Genomic DNA, 17,604 nt, shown 5'->3' with positions numbered 1-17,604 from the left:
TATGGTACATATCGCATTTGCCCACGGCGCTGGCGCCGGGCACGACAGCGACTTTATGCGGAACATAAGTCGGCTATTAGAAGATAAAGGCTATATAGTTCAACGGGTCACCTTTCCTTACTGGCAAAAAGTGCAACAAACTGGTAAAAAGCGTCCTCCAGATCGTGCCGCCATCCTTGATCAGCACTTTATTGATGTAGTCCAACAGCGTCGGGATGATACACAACCGTTGTTTGTGATGGGAAAATCCATGGGTGCTCGTGTGGCAGCTCGCACCGCGAAGACATTGAATGCCCAGGGCATGATTGGTTTAGGTTTTCCTTTTCATCCACCGGGAAAGCAAGAACGGCACCGTATTGATGATTTAGCCTGTGCCGAGGTGCCGAGTTTAATTATTCAGGGCAGTCGGGATCCCTTTGGTAATGCATCATGGGTGACATCACAAACCCTGCCTAAATTTGCTAGCGTGCATTGGGTGGACGCTGCAAATCACGATTTAGTGGCCCCGAAGCGAACTGGAGTGAGCCCGGAAGCAGGTTGGCAGCAGGTTGTGGCGATGATCGATCAATTTATTCAAGAACGAATTAACTAGAGAAATACTTATGTCTGTTGTGTTGTATTGCCGCGCGGGATTTGAAGGTGAGTGCGCCGCTGAAATTCAAGAGCGCGCAGGTGCTTTAGGTGTGTATGGCTTTTGCAAAACGCAACCGAACTCAGCCCTGGTTATCTTTGAATGCAAATCGGAAGAAGGCGATCACTTGGCTCGCAAACTGCCGGTGGCCGATCTTATTTTTGTGCGTCAGCTATTTGTCAAAGTCGGGGAGTTAAATAACTTACCTGTTGATGATCGTATTAGTCCCATGGTGGACGCTTTTCAAGGTGTTCAATTGGCCGGTCGTCTTTGGCTTGAAACCACGGATACCAATGATGGTCGTGCGTTATCACCATTGTGCAAAAAGATTGCTCACCCATTTGAAAATGCATTGCGCGCTGCTGACTTATTAACGAAGGATGAAGTGGCTAATCGTCCGGTATTGCATGTGTTGTTTCGGAGTACTCATGCGGTCATGTTGGGCTATTCCTATAGCTACAATCACGCCCCTTTTCCTATGGGGATTCCTAGAATTCGCACCCCAAAAGGCGCTCCGTCGCGTTCAGCAGCAAAATTGGCAGAAGGCTTTAAAGTGATGATCCCGGCGCAAGAGCTAGAAAAGCGTGTGGAGCCTGGTATGCGCGCGGTGGATCTTGGCGCCAGTCCGGGCGGATGGACCTCGGTATTGGTCTATCACAATATGATGGTTGCCGCTGTGGATAATGGTCCTATGGATCAGGGGTTAATGGACTCAGGACAAGTAAATCATTATCGCGAAGATGGCTTTACTTTCTTACCTAAGCGCAAGAACGTACGCTGGTTAGTATGCGATATGGTAGAAAAACCTGTGCGTGTAGCGCACCTTATGGCGGACTGGTTTATTGGTGAATGGTGCCATGACGCTATGTTTAACCTAAAACTCCCAATGAAGAAGCGTTACGGGGCAGTGCAACAATATATGCAGGCGATTCGTGATCGCTTAGATGAAGCCGAAGTGTGGGGATACGAATTAAGTGCCAAGCATCTTTATCACGACCGTGAAGAGATCACAGTTTATTTGCGGCGCAAACTGAAAACTTAAGCGTTGCACCGCAACTTCGAGCATAAAAAAGACCACGCGAGCGTGGTCTTTTTTCAATATTCAATCGCTTATAAGCGGTCAAGAATCGCTTGAGTAAAATCTGTGGTACCGTGCTTTCCGCCAAGGTCGCGGGTCGTGCGGTCACCAGATTCAATCACATCCCGCAATGCGTTGAGAATATTCTCGGCTTGCTCATGCATACCCAAGTGTTCCAGCATTTGAATAGAGGCAAGAATGACGGAGCTTGGATTTGCTAAGTTCTGACCGGCGATATCCGGAGCAGAGCCGTGAACCGCTTCAAAAATCGCACATTTTTCACCAATGTTTGCGCCTGGCGCCATGCCTAAGCCACCCACTAAGCCTGCACATAGATCCGAAAGGATGTCACCAAACAGGTTAGTCGTGACGATCACATCAAAGATCTCTGGGCTCATCACCAGCTTCATGCAGGTTGCGTCGACGATCATTTCTTCAAACGCAATCTCAGGATAATCTTTGGCGATTTGCCGGGCGACCGCGAGGAACATGCCCGAGGTGGTTTTCAGAATATTGGCTTTGTGAACTGCGGTCACTTTTTTGCGGTTCTCACGCTTGGCAAGTTCAAACGCAAATCGAACGATACGCTCACAGCCAATCCGCGTCACTTTACTCATGGCTTCTGCTTCGCTGCCATCATCGGAAGTACGCTGACCTAGACCTGAGTACATGCCTTCGGTGTTTTCACGAATGGTTATGATATCAATGTTGTCGTAACGAGCTTTGGTGCCTTTAAACGAATTGACTGGGCGCACATTGGCATATAAACCGAAGTGCTTGCGCAAAGTCACGTTAATCGAGGTGAAACCACCACCTACAGGTGTTGTTAAAGGGCCTTTTAAGGCGATGCCGTTGCGCTCAATTGCTTCGAGGGTTTGCGCGGGGAGTAATTCACCGTGCTTTTCTAAGGCAACTAAACCTGCATCAGCAAACTCGTAGGTAAAACCGCAGCCGGCTTTATCCATAATTTTAAGCGCTGATTCTATAATATCCGGGCCGATGCCATCGCCTGGAATAACCGTAATCGTTTGACTCATTCAGTAACCCTTACTGTACAACTTGATGAATGTCGTGATCCGAAATTTGGGGGGCTTTTATACCATTATTCCGCTGCGCGCTCCAGATACGAGCCGCGCAAAAGGATGCGACTATAGTAGCAGATCCTTGTAAAGCGTAGTTACGCACGGGGTTTATAGCCAGCATAGATGGCGGGAATTTAAGGGAGTACTTCGTTCTCGGTAGCGGTGTCGATTATTGACCGAATTCAGCTTCGTACGCTGTATCGCCCCACGCAAAGAGCAAGTCATGGACAAATAGCAGCGGGGTGGTTTCGTCGCGGGTTGTCATGCCATCGGACTTCACGTGATGCGTGCGATAAAACAAAATGAGGATATCGCCACGTTCATTGGTGCGCGCTTCACTAATATCTGGAGGACCGAGCAAGCGTAAAACTTCATCGCGGTGGGTGCCAATTTTAAGCCGCCCTATGTACTTGCGATTGAATATTTCACGCTCGCGCCAGGTCATGGTTTCTGGATTTGCCGTATAGAATTGCTGCATGCCCACGAAAACGAGGGCATACAGGACAAAACCGACAATCATGATCAGAAACCCTTTTTTCACGTTTAATCCTTCACCACACGGTAGCATGGTTGATATTTTGTCCCACCTGGAAGTTTCATGCGATCCTGTTTAACGAAGCTTTCGAGCAGCTCGTCGAGTTCGTGCATCAGATCTTTGTCACCATGAATCAAATAGGGGCCATGTTTGCGAATTTCTCGTAATCCAGGTTCTTTCACATTACCTGCGACAATGGATGAAAATGCCCGGCGTAAATCCGCTGCCAATCGTTCTTTGGGCTGGTTTTTACTCAAATTTAACGAGGCAACATTGGCATGGGTAGGTTCGAAGGGCTGTTGGAACTGCTCTTCAATATATAAAGTCCAGTTGAAATGATAGGCATCCCCGCTATCTTGACGATAACGTTTCAGACCTGCCATGCCGGTTTGCACGTGTTGTGCCACGGCCACCGGATCATCGACAATAATCTTGTAATACTTGGTCGCGTCGTCGCCTAAGGTATTCTTGATAAAGCGATCCACATGCTCCCAATACGCTTTGGCGTGACTAGGGCCGGTAAGAATTACGGGGAGTACCTGATGCTGATTCTCAGGATGCATAAGAATTCCCAACAGATACAAGAGTTCTTCCGCTGTTCCGGCTCCGCCAGGGAAGATGATAATAGAATGGGCACACCGAACAAAGGCTTCTAAGCGCTTTTCGATGTCTGGCATAATCACCAACTCGTTAACGATTGGGTTAGGCGGCTCAGCGGCAATAATTCCAGGTTCAGTCAGGCCGAAATAACGAGCGTCTTTTACGCGTTGTTTAGCATGACCAATAGTGGCGCCTTTCATTGGGCCTTTCATGGCGCCTGGTCCACAACCGGTGCATACATTGAAGCCCCGTAAGCCGAGCTCGTAGCCAACGACTTTGGTGTATTTGTATTCAGTTTCAGAGATGGAATGGCCGCCCCAGCAAACCACCATGTCAGGTTCGAGAATCGGTTTAACGACACCGGCGTTGCGCAAAATATCGAAGACAACGTGGGTAAGGTGGCGAGTACTCATGTCATGGAGTACATCCGCAGGGTATTTCTCCCCTACGAACAGAATGTCACGTAAAACAGCTTCAACGTGCTCACGAATACCTACGATGAGTTCACCGTCGACAAAGGCAGAAGGGGGAGGATTAATCAGCTCCAACTTCACACCCCGTTCACGACGGAGAACATTGACTTCAAAGTCAGTAAATTGGTCAAAAATATCGGCACTGTTATCGGTGTGGCTGCCCACGTTGAGAACCGCAAGGACACAGTTGCGGAATAAACGGTACAGGGGGCTATCGGTTGATTGCTGTAACCGATCGATCTCAACTTGCGAGAGCAGCGACATGCTGCCCTGAGGTGATAATGAAATTCTCATGTTATGTTCTTTCTCCTTGGTCCTCTTGATTCTCGAGTCCCTCTTTTCATTTTTTATACGTTTTTCTGCTAGGGCTAGATTATCAGACATAAATGCAAAGAGCATCTAGTTCGGTGTTCACCAAGCGACTAGGTTTTCGCGTGCGTGGTGAATACGTTGTTGAGTACATTGTTGAGTACATTGTTGAGTGCGTTGTTGAATACGTAACTAAGTAAGATCGTGTGCGTTGCAAGCAATTAGCCTTCCCTTATTGCCGTGCCAAGCGGCCACGAAGTAACTTTGTTGGATCGGGCAACAATGTTTGCTTGGGAGTGGCGCGTAAGGGGTTAATGTCAAGTCCGCCACGGCGGGTATAACGGGCGCACACGAGCAGTTCTTCGCAGCGCCCATACTGCATTAAATCGGTAAAGATGCGCTCCACGCATTGCTCGTGAAACTCGTTGTGATTTCTAAACGAGATTAAATACTTGAGCAGGGTTGCCGAGCTCATTTTGGGTCCACGGTAAGCAATAAATACGGAACCCCAATCTGGTTGGTTTGTAATTAAACAGTTCGATTTCAACAGGTGGCTATGCAGCTGTTCAGTCACGGTTAGATCTTTCATTGGACAGAGATCATTGAGAATGTCCGGCGTGTAGTCGTAACAGTCGGTAGTAATATCCTCGTGATCGATACAGTGTCCATGCCAGTGCTCGAGGCCGTGCTGAGTATAGTCGTCGAGCGGGTAAATGCGGACACTAACAGATTCCCCCGCACACTGTGATAAATCGTTTTGTAGTTGCTCCGCGACCGTTTCATGACTTGTGAACACACTTTGATTGAAGCTGTTGAGGTAGAGCTTAAACGATTTAGACTCAATTAAGTTAGGGCTAGTGGCAGGGACTTCGACTTCGATGATCGCCACCGCAGGAACGCCAGAGGGCTGCAACCAGGATAACTCATAGCCGGTCCAGAGATCGCGACCGACAAAAGGCAAAGCACTGTCGCTCAATCCAATCTGAGTGCGATTCAAGTGTCTAGGAACTGCCTGCAACAATTGGGCATCGTAAACTGTTGGATACTCAGTCGCTTGGCCTAAGGTGAGGTGTTGCATCAGTGATTCTGGGTTTTCTGGCATTACGTCTATCCTCTGCGTAGAATGCTCTTATTGTAAGAGGAAACAGCTTTGGAGACCAGATGAACTCTGTGAGAATGGCGCTAGAGGCGCTACATGAACGATACGCGGCCTGTTATCAGGAGCGGGATACGTTGCCCACCACCGAGTACATCAGTGGCTGGGATGCCCCTTGTTACCGGGGTAAACCGAAATCTGGAGACATCGGTTGGCAAGCAGTTGTGCAAGATCCTCCCCTTGAATTTGGCAATGTTGAAGAGGCACTCGAGTTGCCCTTAGATGAGAGCGTAAAAACCTTTTATCGAACCTTCTATGCAGGCGATATGTACGTTGAATTTCGCGGGCAACCGTTGGTTCTTTTGCAGGTGTTGCATCCTGAAGATGGAGAACGTTTACAAAAGAATTTGATTGGCCATGTCATGATGAAACAGCGATTAGAACAGGCGGTTACTCTATTTATTGGCATTACCGATGAAGATGATTTAATGCTCACGGTAGATAATCACACCGGGGCCGTGGGTTTAGAGTATGTCGGTAAACCGCAGCATGAAATTCTCGCGGGCGATATGGAGTCGTTTTTGGAGCGACTCACACCGGTGTTTGCTGAAGGCGCAGTGTGATTGCGGCATGACAATTTGCAGTCGCTAGTTTAGAGTGACAAAACGTTCATTTAGATAAGAGAGTTGATATGTCTTCGATGATGGAAGATACCGACATCGACAACCCGACGACTGACAATTCACTGGGAGTGTTGCAGTACTTGGGGCATGAACATCTTGCACCGGCAGCTTCTTTGCTGCTTACCGCATATACCGACGATCCCTTGTTTCAGGCGATCTTTCAGGCCAACAAAGAGGGTTACGAACAGCGCTTACGGGCAGCCATTCGCGAGGAGCTAGCTGCTTTTTTTGAAGCCGGACAACCTATGTTTGGTCTGTTTGAAGGAGATACCCTAGAGGGCGTTGTGTGCATGACGAGAGCGCATTCAGGTAACGCACTGCAGCGCTTTTGGCACTGGCGTTTACGTATGCTATTAACCGCAGGCATTGTCAGTACGCGGCAAATGCTTGAAAAAGAGCGGGTGATTGCAGAAGCAATGCCCGTTGCAGACTATCACATGCTGTCATTTATTGCGGTGCATCCGCGTTATCAGCAACGTGGATTAGGGCAACTGCTAGTGCAGGCTGCCGATAATGTACTGGAAGACGATGAAGAATCAGCGGGAATTGCCGTTTATGCGACGCGGCCCCAATACGCTCGGTTTTTTGAGCAACGCGGCTATACCCAATTACGTGACGTTCAAGTGGGTGAGTTACGCGGACAATTGCTGTTTCACACGCGCAACGATTAAGCAGGGTGAGAAGGTCCCATCGTTGGTCGTAAAATAGTCGATCGCCACGCACCGACGTTGACATCAAAGCGAAGATCCTGTCAAATTCGGCCCCTAATATTAGCGCTCTATTTGCAGCCTAATATACCAGAAGAGGTGCGTTACCCAGGTAGGTTGTAGGAGGGCTCCAGAGCCCCGAGAGCACAACTGAGGGGGCGTAACGCCGAGGTCAAAACGCGTTCTGGACGCTATTTGATCGGTCTGCAGGGCTGAATCCCTGGGGCTGTCACCTAAATTAACAGGTGGAGAGCTTCTGGAGCGATGCCTCAACCGAGAACCATCGGTTTTGTTCCGTTCCCGAACTCTCCGAACAAACAAAGGTTCGGAGCATGATTACAAACACGCAAAGCAATCACTTCACGCACGCTCATCCCTTAATTGTGGCCAAGTTTGGCGGCACGTCGGTGGCTGATTACGCCGCCTTAACACGATGTGCGCATATTATCGAAAATAGCCCCGCCACGCGGGTGGTGGTGGTCAGTGCTGCCGCCGGCGTGACCAACCGATTAGCGGCTCTATCAGCAGGGATTAGCGACGAAGCTGAGCGGCAACAGTTACTCACTGAAATTATGCATATTCAGCACGCAATTACCCGTGAACTGCAACCGAGTGCAGAAGTGAATGCGCAATTGCGTGACTACCTTGCGGAAATGGCCCATTACAGCACCCTTATTGCTGAGCAGAAAGGCGACGGCGGCACGCCAGATGCGTTGTTAGCCATGGGTGAACGTTGCTCGAGCCTGTTACTCGCAGAAGTGTTGCGTCAGCGCCATGTACGTGCGCTTGATTTTGATGCCTGCCAAGTGATTCGTACCGACAGCCATTTTGGCCATGCGGAACCGAGACCGAAACGGATAGGAATGCTTGCTGGGGAATACTTACAGCCCAAAATTGATGAAGCGGTTGTTGTCACCCAGGGTTTTATCGGCGCCGATGCGGCCATGCGCACAACGACATTGGGGCGCGGTGGCTCCGATTACAGTGCGGCCTTATTTGCAGAGGCCTTGCAAGCAACCGCATTGGAAATTTGGACCGATGTGGATGGTATTTATACCTGTGATCCGCGCCAAGTGCCCAAGGCTCGACCCATTCCTGAGCTGACGTTTGCGGAAGCCGCGGAGATGGCAACCTTTGGTGCCAAAATACTTCACCCCGCCACCTTATTGCCTGCGCAACGGGGGAAAATTCCAGTGTTTGTGGGCTGCACCCGTGAGCCAGAGAAGGCGGGCACATGGATACGCAATCAGACGGATAGCCGACCTGTCTGTCGCGCATTGAGTATACGTCGAGGACAGACCTTGCTGACAGTGCGTAGCCTACACATGCTGCACGCCCGTGGTTTTCTTGCGGAGCTATTTGCTATTCTCGCCCGCCACCGTATTTCCGTGGATTTAATTACAACATCGGAAGTGTCGGTCGCACTTACCCTCGACCCGACGGGCTCCCATTCTTCAGGGCGCCGACTTGTGACCCCACAATTGCTCACGGAACTGGAAAAACACTGTGATGTAAGTGTGGAGGAAGGGTTGGCGTTAATTGCTGTGATTGGCCATCAATTAACCTCTACCCCGGAAGTCGCGAGTCGACTGTTTTCCATGATTGGAAAACGCAATATTCGCATGGTGAGTCATGGCGCAAGCCCAAATAACTTGTGTTTTCTGGTGCAAGAAGAGGATGCCACTGAGGTGTTACAAACCTTACATCAGGGGTTTTTGGAAAGCCATGATTAAACAACACTGAGAATGAACGATAACGGTCTAACCGAGTCCATCCTCTGTGTTGTTGGCGCCGTTTACAAAAGGTTGAATCGGCGTTGTTTGATCCTGTTTAAATACAGCGTCAACGATTTCCTCGCTGGGCTCTACACGCTGGTGGGTTTTTACATGCTCGGGAGTTGGCGCCGGTACGCCATAGCTAACGCGTATTTGTTGCGCGGGTTTGGTTTTTTCCGGCGTTGCGCTTTGCGCACTCGAGTGAGAGGCCGGCGAGGCAGCTAAATCGCTCGCTTGCGGTTCCGTCGCGGTGCGGTAGGTGGGGAGACTATAATCGCGTAGATGACGGTTGAGGAGCATGATTTCTCCTTCATAGCGCGATTGAGTATCGCTACTAAACCCAAATACAAAGCGCGCTTCCCAACCTGGCTTAGGACTGAAGCGCGGACGACCTGAAGAACGGGCGATATCAAGGAATTGAATATCGTGCCGCTTACACAGCATTTCTGCGTGCTTGCGCGCAAACTCTTCCTGTAACCGCCACTGCCAGAATAGGTACCCAAACAACAGAAGCGCGAGAAGAGCCACTAGCTCCATTAGGTTAATATTCATTGACCGCTCCGCGTATGTGCAATTAAGGCCTGTATTGCATCTTGCAGTACTGGGCTTAAGTCGTCTTTCCGTAAAATATTAAGCAGGAGAGGGCGCAACTCAGGCAGCATGACTAAGTCACGAAACGCTTGAATAAAAATTGTCTCGGACGTGGTTGCCAGCTGTTCGAGATACAGCTGTAAATTGCCGTAGTCGATTAACGCAGGCCACGCGCGCGCACCAATCGTCAGTAGCAGATCGGTGTCATTGGGGTAGGTTTTTAATAATCTCAACACGAGTTGCTGATAGCGATTTGACAAGGCTTGTGCGGAGGTCGCCCGTAGTAGCGCGAAGTGACTATCGCTGAGGGCATCTTCAAACATACCCTCAAGGGCTGCCAACAAGTTGTTCTGCAGGGCTGCAGGTAATTGCCGATGTTCCATCGCCTCGGTTAAAGTTTGTTGAATTGGCCCCGGCCAGTTTAGAAAGTCTTGAGCAAGACGTTTATGCAAAAGTTGTTGGCCCGGTTGGTCTGGATGGCTGAGACGCGCAATAACATCGTGAATACCTTGTACGCCTAAAGATTCCCATTCAACAGGGCTGTCTTCTTGGCTGAAAAATGACTGCGCGTCTTCGTAGTATATTGATGGTGGTAAGCCTAAATCACGGCGTACCAACGCATGAAAGGCTGCTCGGCGCGCTTCGTCAGGCTGAAAAACATAAGGGTTGTCTTGCAAACGCTTTTCTTGCTCGGCACTCGGTGCACTATTGAGGTCGGTGCCTAAGGCATCCACAATAATACTTAAAAAGTGTTGTCGGGCCGCATGCTGAAAAAGTGAGCGCTCATCAAGAGGGAGCTTCACAAACCAGATATAAGGATCATTTTGCTGTTGCTCAGACCAAAACACGATGCCTAACCATGCATGCTGCTGGCGAGGCGCTGGGAAGGGGCGTTCATTACGCTCGATCGCGGCAAAATCCGCTAACCCAAGCGCTTGCACGCGACGGCTTAAATCATAAATACGAAAACGGGCTCCTTTAGAACCCTGTTGCTGTTCAGCGGCATGTCCTGCGGCTGTAAGAAAATCGGTGATAGTGTCGATAGACTGCATGGTTTTCCGTTATACTTCCGCTTCTAGCGATTGAATTCATTTATGGGTGCACGGGAATAGGTGCACGGGGTTTTGCGTATATTACGCCCGTTGTACCCGAGAGCTTCCGAGAACACAAGCATATGGTTAAATCCTCAAAAAAAGCGGGCGCGGCGCAAAGCACATCAGGCTCCCTCGCTGAGCAAACCGCGCATCTATTGAACGAGCTAGAAGCCGCACTCAAAGATCAAGAACTATGGGATGCTCATAGGCCGGCGCCGGAAAAGCTGCAAAGCACCACACCTTTTGCCTCTGATACGCTGGATTTTTATCAATGGTTGCAGTTTATCATGATCCCAACATTACGGCAGCGAATTGAACAACGCGAAGCGCTACCGAATAAAATTGCTGTGCATCCAATGGCCATTGAAGTCTGGCGTGGACAGTTGCGAGAACATAAACACATTATATTGTCACTAAAAGCGATTGATTCGCTTTTGGATGGGCATCATGATCGCCACTGAAGCGCCGGCCATCGACATTTGCTACGAAGATGAAGCGCTCGTTGCAATCAACAAACCATCAGGGCTTCTGGTGCACCGTTCAGCATTAGCGCGGGGTGAGAAATGGTTTGCCATGCAGCTGTTGCGGGACCACATCGGGCAGCACGTGTTTCCGCTGCATCGGTTAGATAGGCCTACGTCCGGTATTCTGCTATTTGCAAAATCGGCAGAGGTGGCACGCACTATGATGGAAACCTTTGGCGAGCATGAAGTGCGCAAAATATATCATGCGGTGGTGCGAGGCTACATTCCCGACCATGGTCGGGTTGATTATCCACTCCGTGAAGAACTCGATAAAATTGCTGACAAAATGGCGCGGCAAGATAAAGAAGCACAAGAAGCGGTTACTGACTTTCTCAGAATTGATCAGGTTGAACTTCCTTATGCGGTGAGTAAGCGTCACGCCACCTCGCGTTATTCGCTGGTGCAATTATCGCCAAAAACCGGTCGTAAACATCAGTTGCGCCGGCATATGGCTCATCTTCGTCATCCCATTGTGGGTGATACGAACCACGGAGATGGTCGCCATAATCGCTTTTTTCGGGAACATTTTAATATTCATCGATTATTGTTGGCCGCAACGTCACTGAGTTTTCCGCATCCTGAGAGCAAAACCATGGTGCATATAGATATTCCTGTTCCAGCGGAGTTCTATCGCGCTTTTCAAAAAGAACCATTTACCGCAGATGGGGCTGACTGACTCTTTTCCAGCACCGTATAAAAAAACAGCCAAGGGTTTGGCACCACCTTGGCTGTTTTTTATGTGCGATTTAGACGAGTTACGCAGATTCAGTAGCGCCTCGCAGCAACTCATTAATGCCTACTTTTGCACGGGTTTTGGCGTCAACTTTTTTAACGATAACTGCTGCATAGAGAGAATGACTGCCATCTTTTGCAGGAAGTGAGCCAGATACAACAACGGAACCTGCAGGCACGCGACCATAATGGATTTCCCCGGTTTCACGGTCATAAATGCGAGTGCTTTGGCCGATATAAACGCCCATCGAAATAACCGAGCCTTCTTCGACAATAACTCCTTCCACAACTTCTGAACGCGCGCCGATAAAGCAGTTATCTTCGATAATCGTTGGGTTAGCCTGCAGGGGTTCAAGTACGCCACCGATGCCAACACCGCCGCTTAAATGCACGTTTTTACCAATTTGTGCGCATGAGCCGACCGTTGCCCAAGTATCGACCATACTGCCGCTATCCACATACGCACCAATGTTGACGTAAGAGGGCATGACCACCACATTTTTACCAACGAAGGCGCCGCGACGAACCATGGCAGGAGGCACGATACGCACGCCATCCGCGATAAACTGGGCTTCGGTGTAATTTGCGTACTTGCTTGGAACTTTGTCAAAGAATTTGGTTTCGGCACCGTCCATCATGACATTATCATTGAGACGGAATGAGAGTAGAACAGCCTTCTTCACCCATTCATGGACAACCCAAGCATTGTCAATTTTTTCAGCCACGCGCAAGGTACCCGCATCAAGACCAGCCAATACTTCAGCAACGGCGTTGCGTACCTGCTCTGGTGCCTGCTTTGGGCTGTATTCATTGCGGTTTTCAAAAGCGGTTTCGATGGTTTGCTGCAAACTACTCATGGCTATTCCTTCTTTCATTTCAATTTATTCGACATCGAGGGCGTCTATAATAGCTTTTTTCAGAACGTCACGCTCGCTTTCCGTCAGGGCTTCCTGTTGATTCGACGCAACAATAAATAGATCTTCTGCCTGCTCGCCGACAGTCGTGATTTTCGCCGCCATCAAGTTGATATCTAACCGTTGTAAGACATGCGCGAGACGCGCAATTAAGCCGGGGCGATCTAATGCAATCAATTCAAATGTAGTACGCCGTTGATTCTTCAGGTTGATAAATTTCACTTTCGTCGGTACCTGAAAATTGCGCATGCGCCGCGATAATGGTCGATAGCCCTTGGGAACTTCTTTGCGCTTGCGCAGTACATCGTGCAGGTGCTGATGAACCTCTTCGATACGTTGCACATCGGCAAGGGGACGGCCGTCCCGTTGCAGCACAATAAAGGTATCCATGACGTAGCCATCGCGGGTATTCAAAATTTGTGCATCGTGGATACTTAATTGTTCATTATCGAGCACTGCCGCCACTTTGGCGAATAGGTTGCTCTCTTCCGTGTGATAAATAAACAGCTCAGTGGTGCCATTATTGTTTTCGTCACCTATGAGTACCAACGGTAATTGGTGCTCCTGAACATGCATGATGTGCTGTGAATGCCAGGCAATTTGTTCTGGGGTATGGCGGAAAAAATAGTCGGCGGTGAAACGTCCCCAAAGTTGGCTGATGTCGTCAACTTGGAAGCCCGCACTTAACAAAAGAGCCATCGCATTTTGGCGATTTTCGAGCATGCGCTCGCGCACATCAATGGTTTTCCGATCTGTCTTTTCCAACACATCGCAAGTGGCGCGATAGAGCTCTTCTAACAGAGTGGCCTTCCAGTTGTTCCATAAATTTGAATTGGTGGCGCGAATATCGGCAACCGTCAAGCAATACAGGTAGTCGAGTCGCGTGCGGGTTTGGCAGGCTTCGGCAAAACGAGCGATCACATCGGGATCATAAATATCCCGCTTTTGCGCAGTGACTGACATTAAAAGGTGCTTTTCCACCAACCATGCTATGAGATCAATGCCTTCTTGCGGTAGGCCATGTTGTTCTCCGAATTCTCGTGCATCGACGGCCCCGAGCTCAGAATGATCGCCTCCTCGTCCTTTAGCAATATCATGAAAAATACCGGCCAAGAATAACCATTCCGGGTGCTTCATTTGCTCCACTAACTCAACACACAACGGGAAACGTTCAGCGGTTTCCGGCAGTGTGAACCGGTACAGATTACGAACCAGTCGGTACGTGTGCTCGTCTACTGTATAGGCATGAAACAAGTCGAATTGCATCTGACCAACAATATGATCCCAAGCAGGCAGGTAGCGCGCCATAACCCCGTAACGGTGCATTAATTCAAATGCTAATCCGAATCCACGCGGGTGCTTTATTAACTTAAGAAAGCGGGCGCGCGCTTCTGCATCTTCCGACAAAGGTTGGGTGATATCCCGACGCGCATTGCGCAATAGGCGGATGGTGTGGGAATGCACGCTCTCAATCACCGGATATTCGGCCACGTAGCAAAAGAACTGCATGATTTGCTGTGGCGTGCTAAAAGCCTTGTCATGCAACGCCATGATTTGTACACCAGAGAGGGCAAAATCCGCATCTAGCGGTTGCGGCTCAATGAGCTCCATCGGCCCGAGGATAGCCTGCTCAAAGAATTGCAAGAGCATGCGGTTAAGCTCGCCCACGCGCAATACAACTTTGAAGTAGTCTTTCATCATGCGCTCGACGGCTACTTTTCCGTCCTGGCCATAACCAAGTAACTGTGCGACATCCGGTTGATAGTCAAACAGCAGACGGTCTTCGCACTTGCGGGCGGCTAAATGCAGCGCAAAACGAACTCGCCATAGGAAATGCGTGCACTCTTTCAGTTCGATAAACTCATCTGCCGTAATGTAGTTAAACTCGACCAAGCTCTCGTCTGTGCGCGTGTTAAAATGTTGTTTGGCTATCCAGCTTATGGTTTGAATATCCCGCAAGCCGCCGGGCGATGCTTTGATATTGGGTTCAAGATTGTAGGCGGTGCCATGAAAGTGCTGGTGGCGTTCAATTTGCTCATCTTTTTTAGCCTGATAAAAATCTCGGCTGTTCCATGGAAACTGATGAAAGACTTCTTGCTCAAGTTCACTGGTTAGTTCAGCGTCACCGATCAGAAGACGGCTTTCAATTAAGCTGGTGGCTACGGTAATTTCGTTTGCCGCTTCGTTCATGCAGTCCTCGATAGTACGAACCGCATGCCCTACTTGCAGACGCAAATCCCAGAGCAGGGTTGTTAGCTGACCGATTTTATCGGCGTGATCAGCATCAGGTGCTCGTGCCACAAGAAATAGAAGGTCGATATCGGAGTGGGGGTGCAGCGCGGCGCGGCCGTAACCGCCCACAGCAAGCAAGGCCATCTCTTGCTCAGGGAGTTCAAGGAGATGCCAAAGCTTGCTGATAAGGGCGTCCATGAAGTCGGCACGTGCTGACACTAAGCTTTCAATATCGGCGCTGACAAATTGTTCAGCGGACCATGTATCAAAGGCCTTTAGTTGCTGCCGCCAGGCAGCCGTATCTGAGAGACTGTCGGGCCAAGCAGCAGCGTAACTCATGAATGGGAGATCACTCGCGGCAAGGTTTCGTCGGAGCGTAGCGTAAGTACTTCAACACCGTTGTCGGTAACAAGCAGAGTATGCTCCCACTGGGCGCTTAAACTGCGATCCTTAGTCAGTACCGTCCAGCCGTCACCCAGAATCTTAGTATGGGGCTTGCCCGCGTTAATCATGGGCTCAATGGTCAAGCACATGCCCGCTTGCAAGGTTTCGCCGGTACCCGGTTTGCCGTAATGCAATACTTGTGGTTCTTCATGAAACTCATCGCCAATTCCATGCCCACAAAATTCCCGGACAATCGAATAACCGAAGCTTTCACCGTACTTTTGAATCTCAGCGCCGATATCCCCTAAACGCACGCCGGGCTTAACCATTTGAATCGCGCGGTAAAGCGCTTCTTGGGTTACCTTAACTAACCGATTCGCCAAAATAGAGCCTTCACCAACGATGAACATTTTGCTGGTATCGCCGTGATATCCGTCTTTGCGCACCGTGACGTCGATATTGATAATATCTCCGTTTTTCAGCGGTTTATCATTGGGGATGCCATGACACACACAATGATTGACCGAGGTGCAGATGGATTTAGGAAAACCATGGTAGTTAAGCGGAGCAGGGTATGCGTCCTGAGCCACAATATAATCATGACAAATGGTATTGAGCTCGTCGGTGGTAATGCCCGCCTGAACGTGCGGCGTGATCATTTCCAATACGTCTGCTGCCATTTTTCCAGCGATGCGCATTTTCTCGATTTCTTCGGGGGTTTTGATTTTCGCGGCCATGACTGTCCTACTGCGTTGATTCTATTGACGGGAGTAGTGTATCAGAAAGTGACGAAATCTTGTATCGTATTGATCTTACACATGTTGGTTAATCGCAACCACGAGATATCATAATCATTCTCCGATATGTTGTTGGTGCTAATTTACCTAAGGAATGTTTGATATCGACCGAGGCTGTTGTATCCGGATATGTTCGCGGTGAAGGTGGAGAATTTGCGCCATTTCTGGAAACCACCGATGCTGGAGGGTATTGGCCAAGATGTGTTGTTAGGCTTGTCGGGAACGAGCGTATGGCAGGTACGTATGGCGGATATCCCTTGCACGTCCTGATATCTTTCTAGCCGCAAGTAATGGGGAGACTCCGCACTTTATCGAAACGAGTCACCCCGTTGTTTGCCTATCATCTTTTTCTCTCCCGCAGCTTGCAGCGAGCCTATGATTTGTGGCATAATTCGCGCCGCCTGAAGTCGCTGTGTTCAGCGTTTCAAGGCAAATAACTTTTACTTAAATAACACACACATATCGACACATGCGTGCGGGGTGCCTACGAAAGTGGGTCGCAACATGGGATATGTGGAGGCCTAACCCCTAAAAAGGAAACTTATCATGGCAAACGTGTCAATGCGTGACATGCTTAAAGCTGGTGTCCACTTCGGTCACCAAACCCGTTATTGGAACCCAAAAATGAAGCCTTTCATTTTTGGCGCTCGCAACAAAATCCATATCATCAATCTTGAAGAAACCGTGCCTATGTTTAACAAAGCACTGGATTTCTTACAGCATACTGCATCAAACGGCGGCAAAATTTTGTTCGTTGGCACGAAGCGTGCAGCGTCTGAGCAGGTTGATTTGGCTGCAAAAGCAAGCAATCAGTATTACGTAAATCACCGTTGGTTAGGTGGCATGCTGACGAACTGGAAAACTGTTCGCCAGTCAATCAAGCGTTTGAAAGAGCTTGAGACGCAAAGCCAAGATGGTACTTTTGAAAAGCTGACCAAGAAAGAAGCGCTGATGCATTCGCGCGAAATGGAAAAGCTAGAGAAGAGCCTTGGCGGTATTAAGAACATGGGCGGTTTGCCTGACGCATTGTTTGTGATCGATGCCGATCATGAACACATTGCAATTAAAGAAGCAAACAACCTGGGTATTCCAGTGGTTGCGGTTGTTGATACGAACTCTTCACCTGACGGTGTTGATTACATCGTACCAGGTAACGACGATGCAATCCGTGCAATCCAGCTGTACTTATCTGCTGCTGCGACTGCAATTAACGAAGGTCGTCAAAAAGGTGGTGCTGAAGTGAGCCCAGCTGATGATTTCGTTGAAGCTGCTGAAGAAGCAAGCGACGCCGAGTAAGTTAAAAACGGCCTGAAAAAGGCCGTTTTTTTAAGTATTTCGCGGGGCTCGAATTGACTCGAGCCAGACAT

At 49.3% G+C, this 17,604-nt stretch carries 17 protein-coding genes and 1 riboswitch; of the genes, 8 read left to right on the top strand and 9 right to left on the bottom strand.

Features of this window, described 5'->3' with window-relative positions; all coding sequences use genetic code 11:
* The first annotated feature begins 1 nt into the window (after position 1).
* Entirely contained in the window at positions 2–592 is a 591-nt protein-coding gene (locus tag HXZ99_RS03415; protein ID WP_194755852.1) for an alpha/beta family hydrolase, read from the top strand.
* A gap of 10 nt (positions 593–602) precedes the next feature.
* Positions 603–1,673 carry a 23S rRNA (cytidine(2498)-2'-O)-methyltransferase RlmM gene (gene rlmM / locus HXZ99_RS03410; RefSeq protein ID WP_194755851.1) on the top strand — a complete coding sequence of 357 codons (1,071 nt, stop codon included), beginning with the start codon at positions 603–605 and terminating at the stop codon, positions 1,671–1,673.
* Positions 1,674–1,741: 68 nt separating this feature from the next.
* Here the strand turns inward: rlmM and HXZ99_RS03405 are convergent, their stop codons facing one another.
* The 4 genes from HXZ99_RS03405 to queF form a co-directional block, all read right to left on the bottom strand.
* Complete coding sequence (locus tag HXZ99_RS03405) at positions 1,742–2,746, bottom strand: isocitrate dehydrogenase (protein ID WP_194755850.1); 1,005 nt, start codon at positions 2,744–2,746, stop codon at positions 1,742–1,744.
* Positions 2,747–2,960: 214 nt separating this feature from the next.
* Entirely contained in the window at positions 2,961–3,332 is a 372-nt protein-coding gene (locus HXZ99_RS03400; protein WP_194755849.1) for a DUF3192 domain-containing protein, read from the bottom strand.
* A 2-nt stretch (positions 3,333–3,334) separates the two neighbouring features.
* On the bottom strand, positions 3,335–4,693 hold the full coding sequence (gene ppnN, locus HXZ99_RS03395) for a nucleotide 5'-monophosphate nucleosidase PpnN (protein ID WP_194755848.1): 1,359 nt from the start codon (positions 4,691–4,693) through the stop codon (positions 3,335–3,337).
* Positions 4,694–4,940: 247 nt separating this feature from the next.
* Positions 4,941–5,810 carry an NADPH-dependent 7-cyano-7-deazaguanine reductase QueF gene (queF, locus tag HXZ99_RS03390; RefSeq protein WP_194755847.1) on the bottom strand — a complete coding sequence of 290 codons (870 nt, stop codon included), beginning with the start codon at positions 5,808–5,810 and terminating at the stop codon, positions 4,941–4,943.
* Positions 5,811–5,869: 59 nt separating this feature from the next.
* Between queF and syd the strand changes: the two genes are divergently transcribed.
* From syd to lysC, 3 genes are all read left to right on the top strand, one after another.
* Positions 5,870–6,427: a SecY-interacting protein gene (gene syd, locus HXZ99_RS03385; protein ID WP_194755846.1), complete on the top strand. Its 558-nt coding sequence runs from the start codon at positions 5,870–5,872 to the stop codon at positions 6,425–6,427.
* 68 nt (positions 6,428–6,495) lie between these two features.
* Positions 6,496–7,158 carry a GNAT family N-acetyltransferase gene (locus HXZ99_RS03380; RefSeq protein WP_228517525.1) on the top strand — a complete coding sequence of 221 codons (663 nt, stop codon included), beginning with the start codon at positions 6,496–6,498 and terminating at the stop codon, positions 7,156–7,158.
* 122 nt (positions 7,159–7,280) lie between these two features.
* Positions 7,281–7,458, top strand: a riboswitch (Lysine riboswitch).
* A 68-nt stretch (positions 7,459–7,526) separates the two neighbouring features.
* Positions 7,527–8,927 carry a lysine-sensitive aspartokinase 3 gene (lysC, locus tag HXZ99_RS03375; RefSeq protein WP_194755845.1) on the top strand — a complete coding sequence of 467 codons (1,401 nt, stop codon included), beginning with the start codon at positions 7,527–7,529 and terminating at the stop codon, positions 8,925–8,927.
* 27 nt (positions 8,928–8,954) lie between these two features.
* Here the strand turns inward: lysC and HXZ99_RS03370 are convergent, their stop codons facing one another.
* A complete protein-coding gene (locus HXZ99_RS03370) occupies positions 8,955–9,521 on the bottom strand; it encodes a DUF3301 domain-containing protein (RefSeq protein WP_194755844.1) in 567 nt (188 codons plus the stop codon).
* Positions 9,518–10,612, bottom strand: coding sequence for a DUF3549 family protein (locus HXZ99_RS03365; protein ID WP_194755843.1), 1,095 nt, complete (start codon positions 10,610–10,612; stop codon positions 9,518–9,520). Before HXZ99_RS03365 ends, HXZ99_RS03370 begins: the two co-directional genes overlap by 4 nt.
* A gap of 122 nt (positions 10,613–10,734) precedes the next feature.
* Between HXZ99_RS03365 and HXZ99_RS03360 the strand changes: the two genes are divergently transcribed.
* Both HXZ99_RS03360 and truC read left to right on the top strand, forming a co-directional pair.
* Positions 10,735–11,115, top strand: a complete 381-nt coding sequence (locus HXZ99_RS03360; RefSeq protein WP_194755842.1) for a YqcC family protein — start codon at positions 10,735–10,737, stop codon at positions 11,113–11,115.
* A complete protein-coding gene (truC, locus tag HXZ99_RS03355) occupies positions 11,102–11,854 on the top strand; it encodes a tRNA pseudouridine(65) synthase TruC (RefSeq protein WP_228517523.1) in 753 nt (250 codons plus the stop codon). The genes HXZ99_RS03360 and truC overlap by 14 nt, the downstream gene beginning before the upstream one ends.
* Before the next feature lie 79 nt (positions 11,855–11,933).
* On the opposite strand, the gene dapD is transcribed toward truC, so the two are convergent.
* Genes dapD through map form a run of 3 tightly spaced genes read right to left on the bottom strand, consistent with a single transcriptional unit; the run spans position 11,934 to position 16,177 of the window.
* The gene (gene dapD / locus HXZ99_RS03350) at positions 11,934–12,767 is read right to left on the bottom strand and encodes a 2,3,4,5-tetrahydropyridine-2,6-dicarboxylate N-succinyltransferase (protein WP_194755840.1); all 834 of its coding nucleotides are present in this window, start codon (positions 12,765–12,767) and stop codon (positions 11,934–11,936) included.
* Positions 12,768–12,791: 24 nt separating this feature from the next.
* The gene (gene glnD, locus HXZ99_RS03345; RefSeq protein ID WP_194755839.1) at positions 12,792–15,395 is read right to left on the bottom strand and encodes a [protein-PII] uridylyltransferase; all 2,604 of its coding nucleotides are present in this window, start codon (positions 15,393–15,395) and stop codon (positions 12,792–12,794) included.
* A complete protein-coding gene (map, locus tag HXZ99_RS03340) occupies positions 15,392–16,177 on the bottom strand; it encodes a type I methionyl aminopeptidase (protein WP_194755838.1) in 786 nt (261 codons plus the stop codon). The genes glnD and map overlap by 4 nt, the downstream gene beginning before the upstream one ends.
* 606 nt (positions 16,178–16,783) lie before the next feature.
* Between map and rpsB the strand changes: the two genes are divergently transcribed.
* Positions 16,784–17,533, top strand: a complete 750-nt coding sequence (rpsB, locus tag HXZ99_RS03335; protein WP_194755837.1) for a 30S ribosomal protein S2 — start codon at positions 16,784–16,786, stop codon at positions 17,531–17,533.
* Positions 17,534–17,604: the final 71 nt, after the last annotated feature.

It is taken from the genome of Aliidiomarina indica, from assembly GCF_015354615.1.
Lineage (GTDB): Bacteria > Pseudomonadota > Gammaproteobacteria > Enterobacterales > Alteromonadaceae > Aliidiomarina > Aliidiomarina indica.
This window is presented reverse-complemented; position numbering and strand designations above follow the sequence as displayed.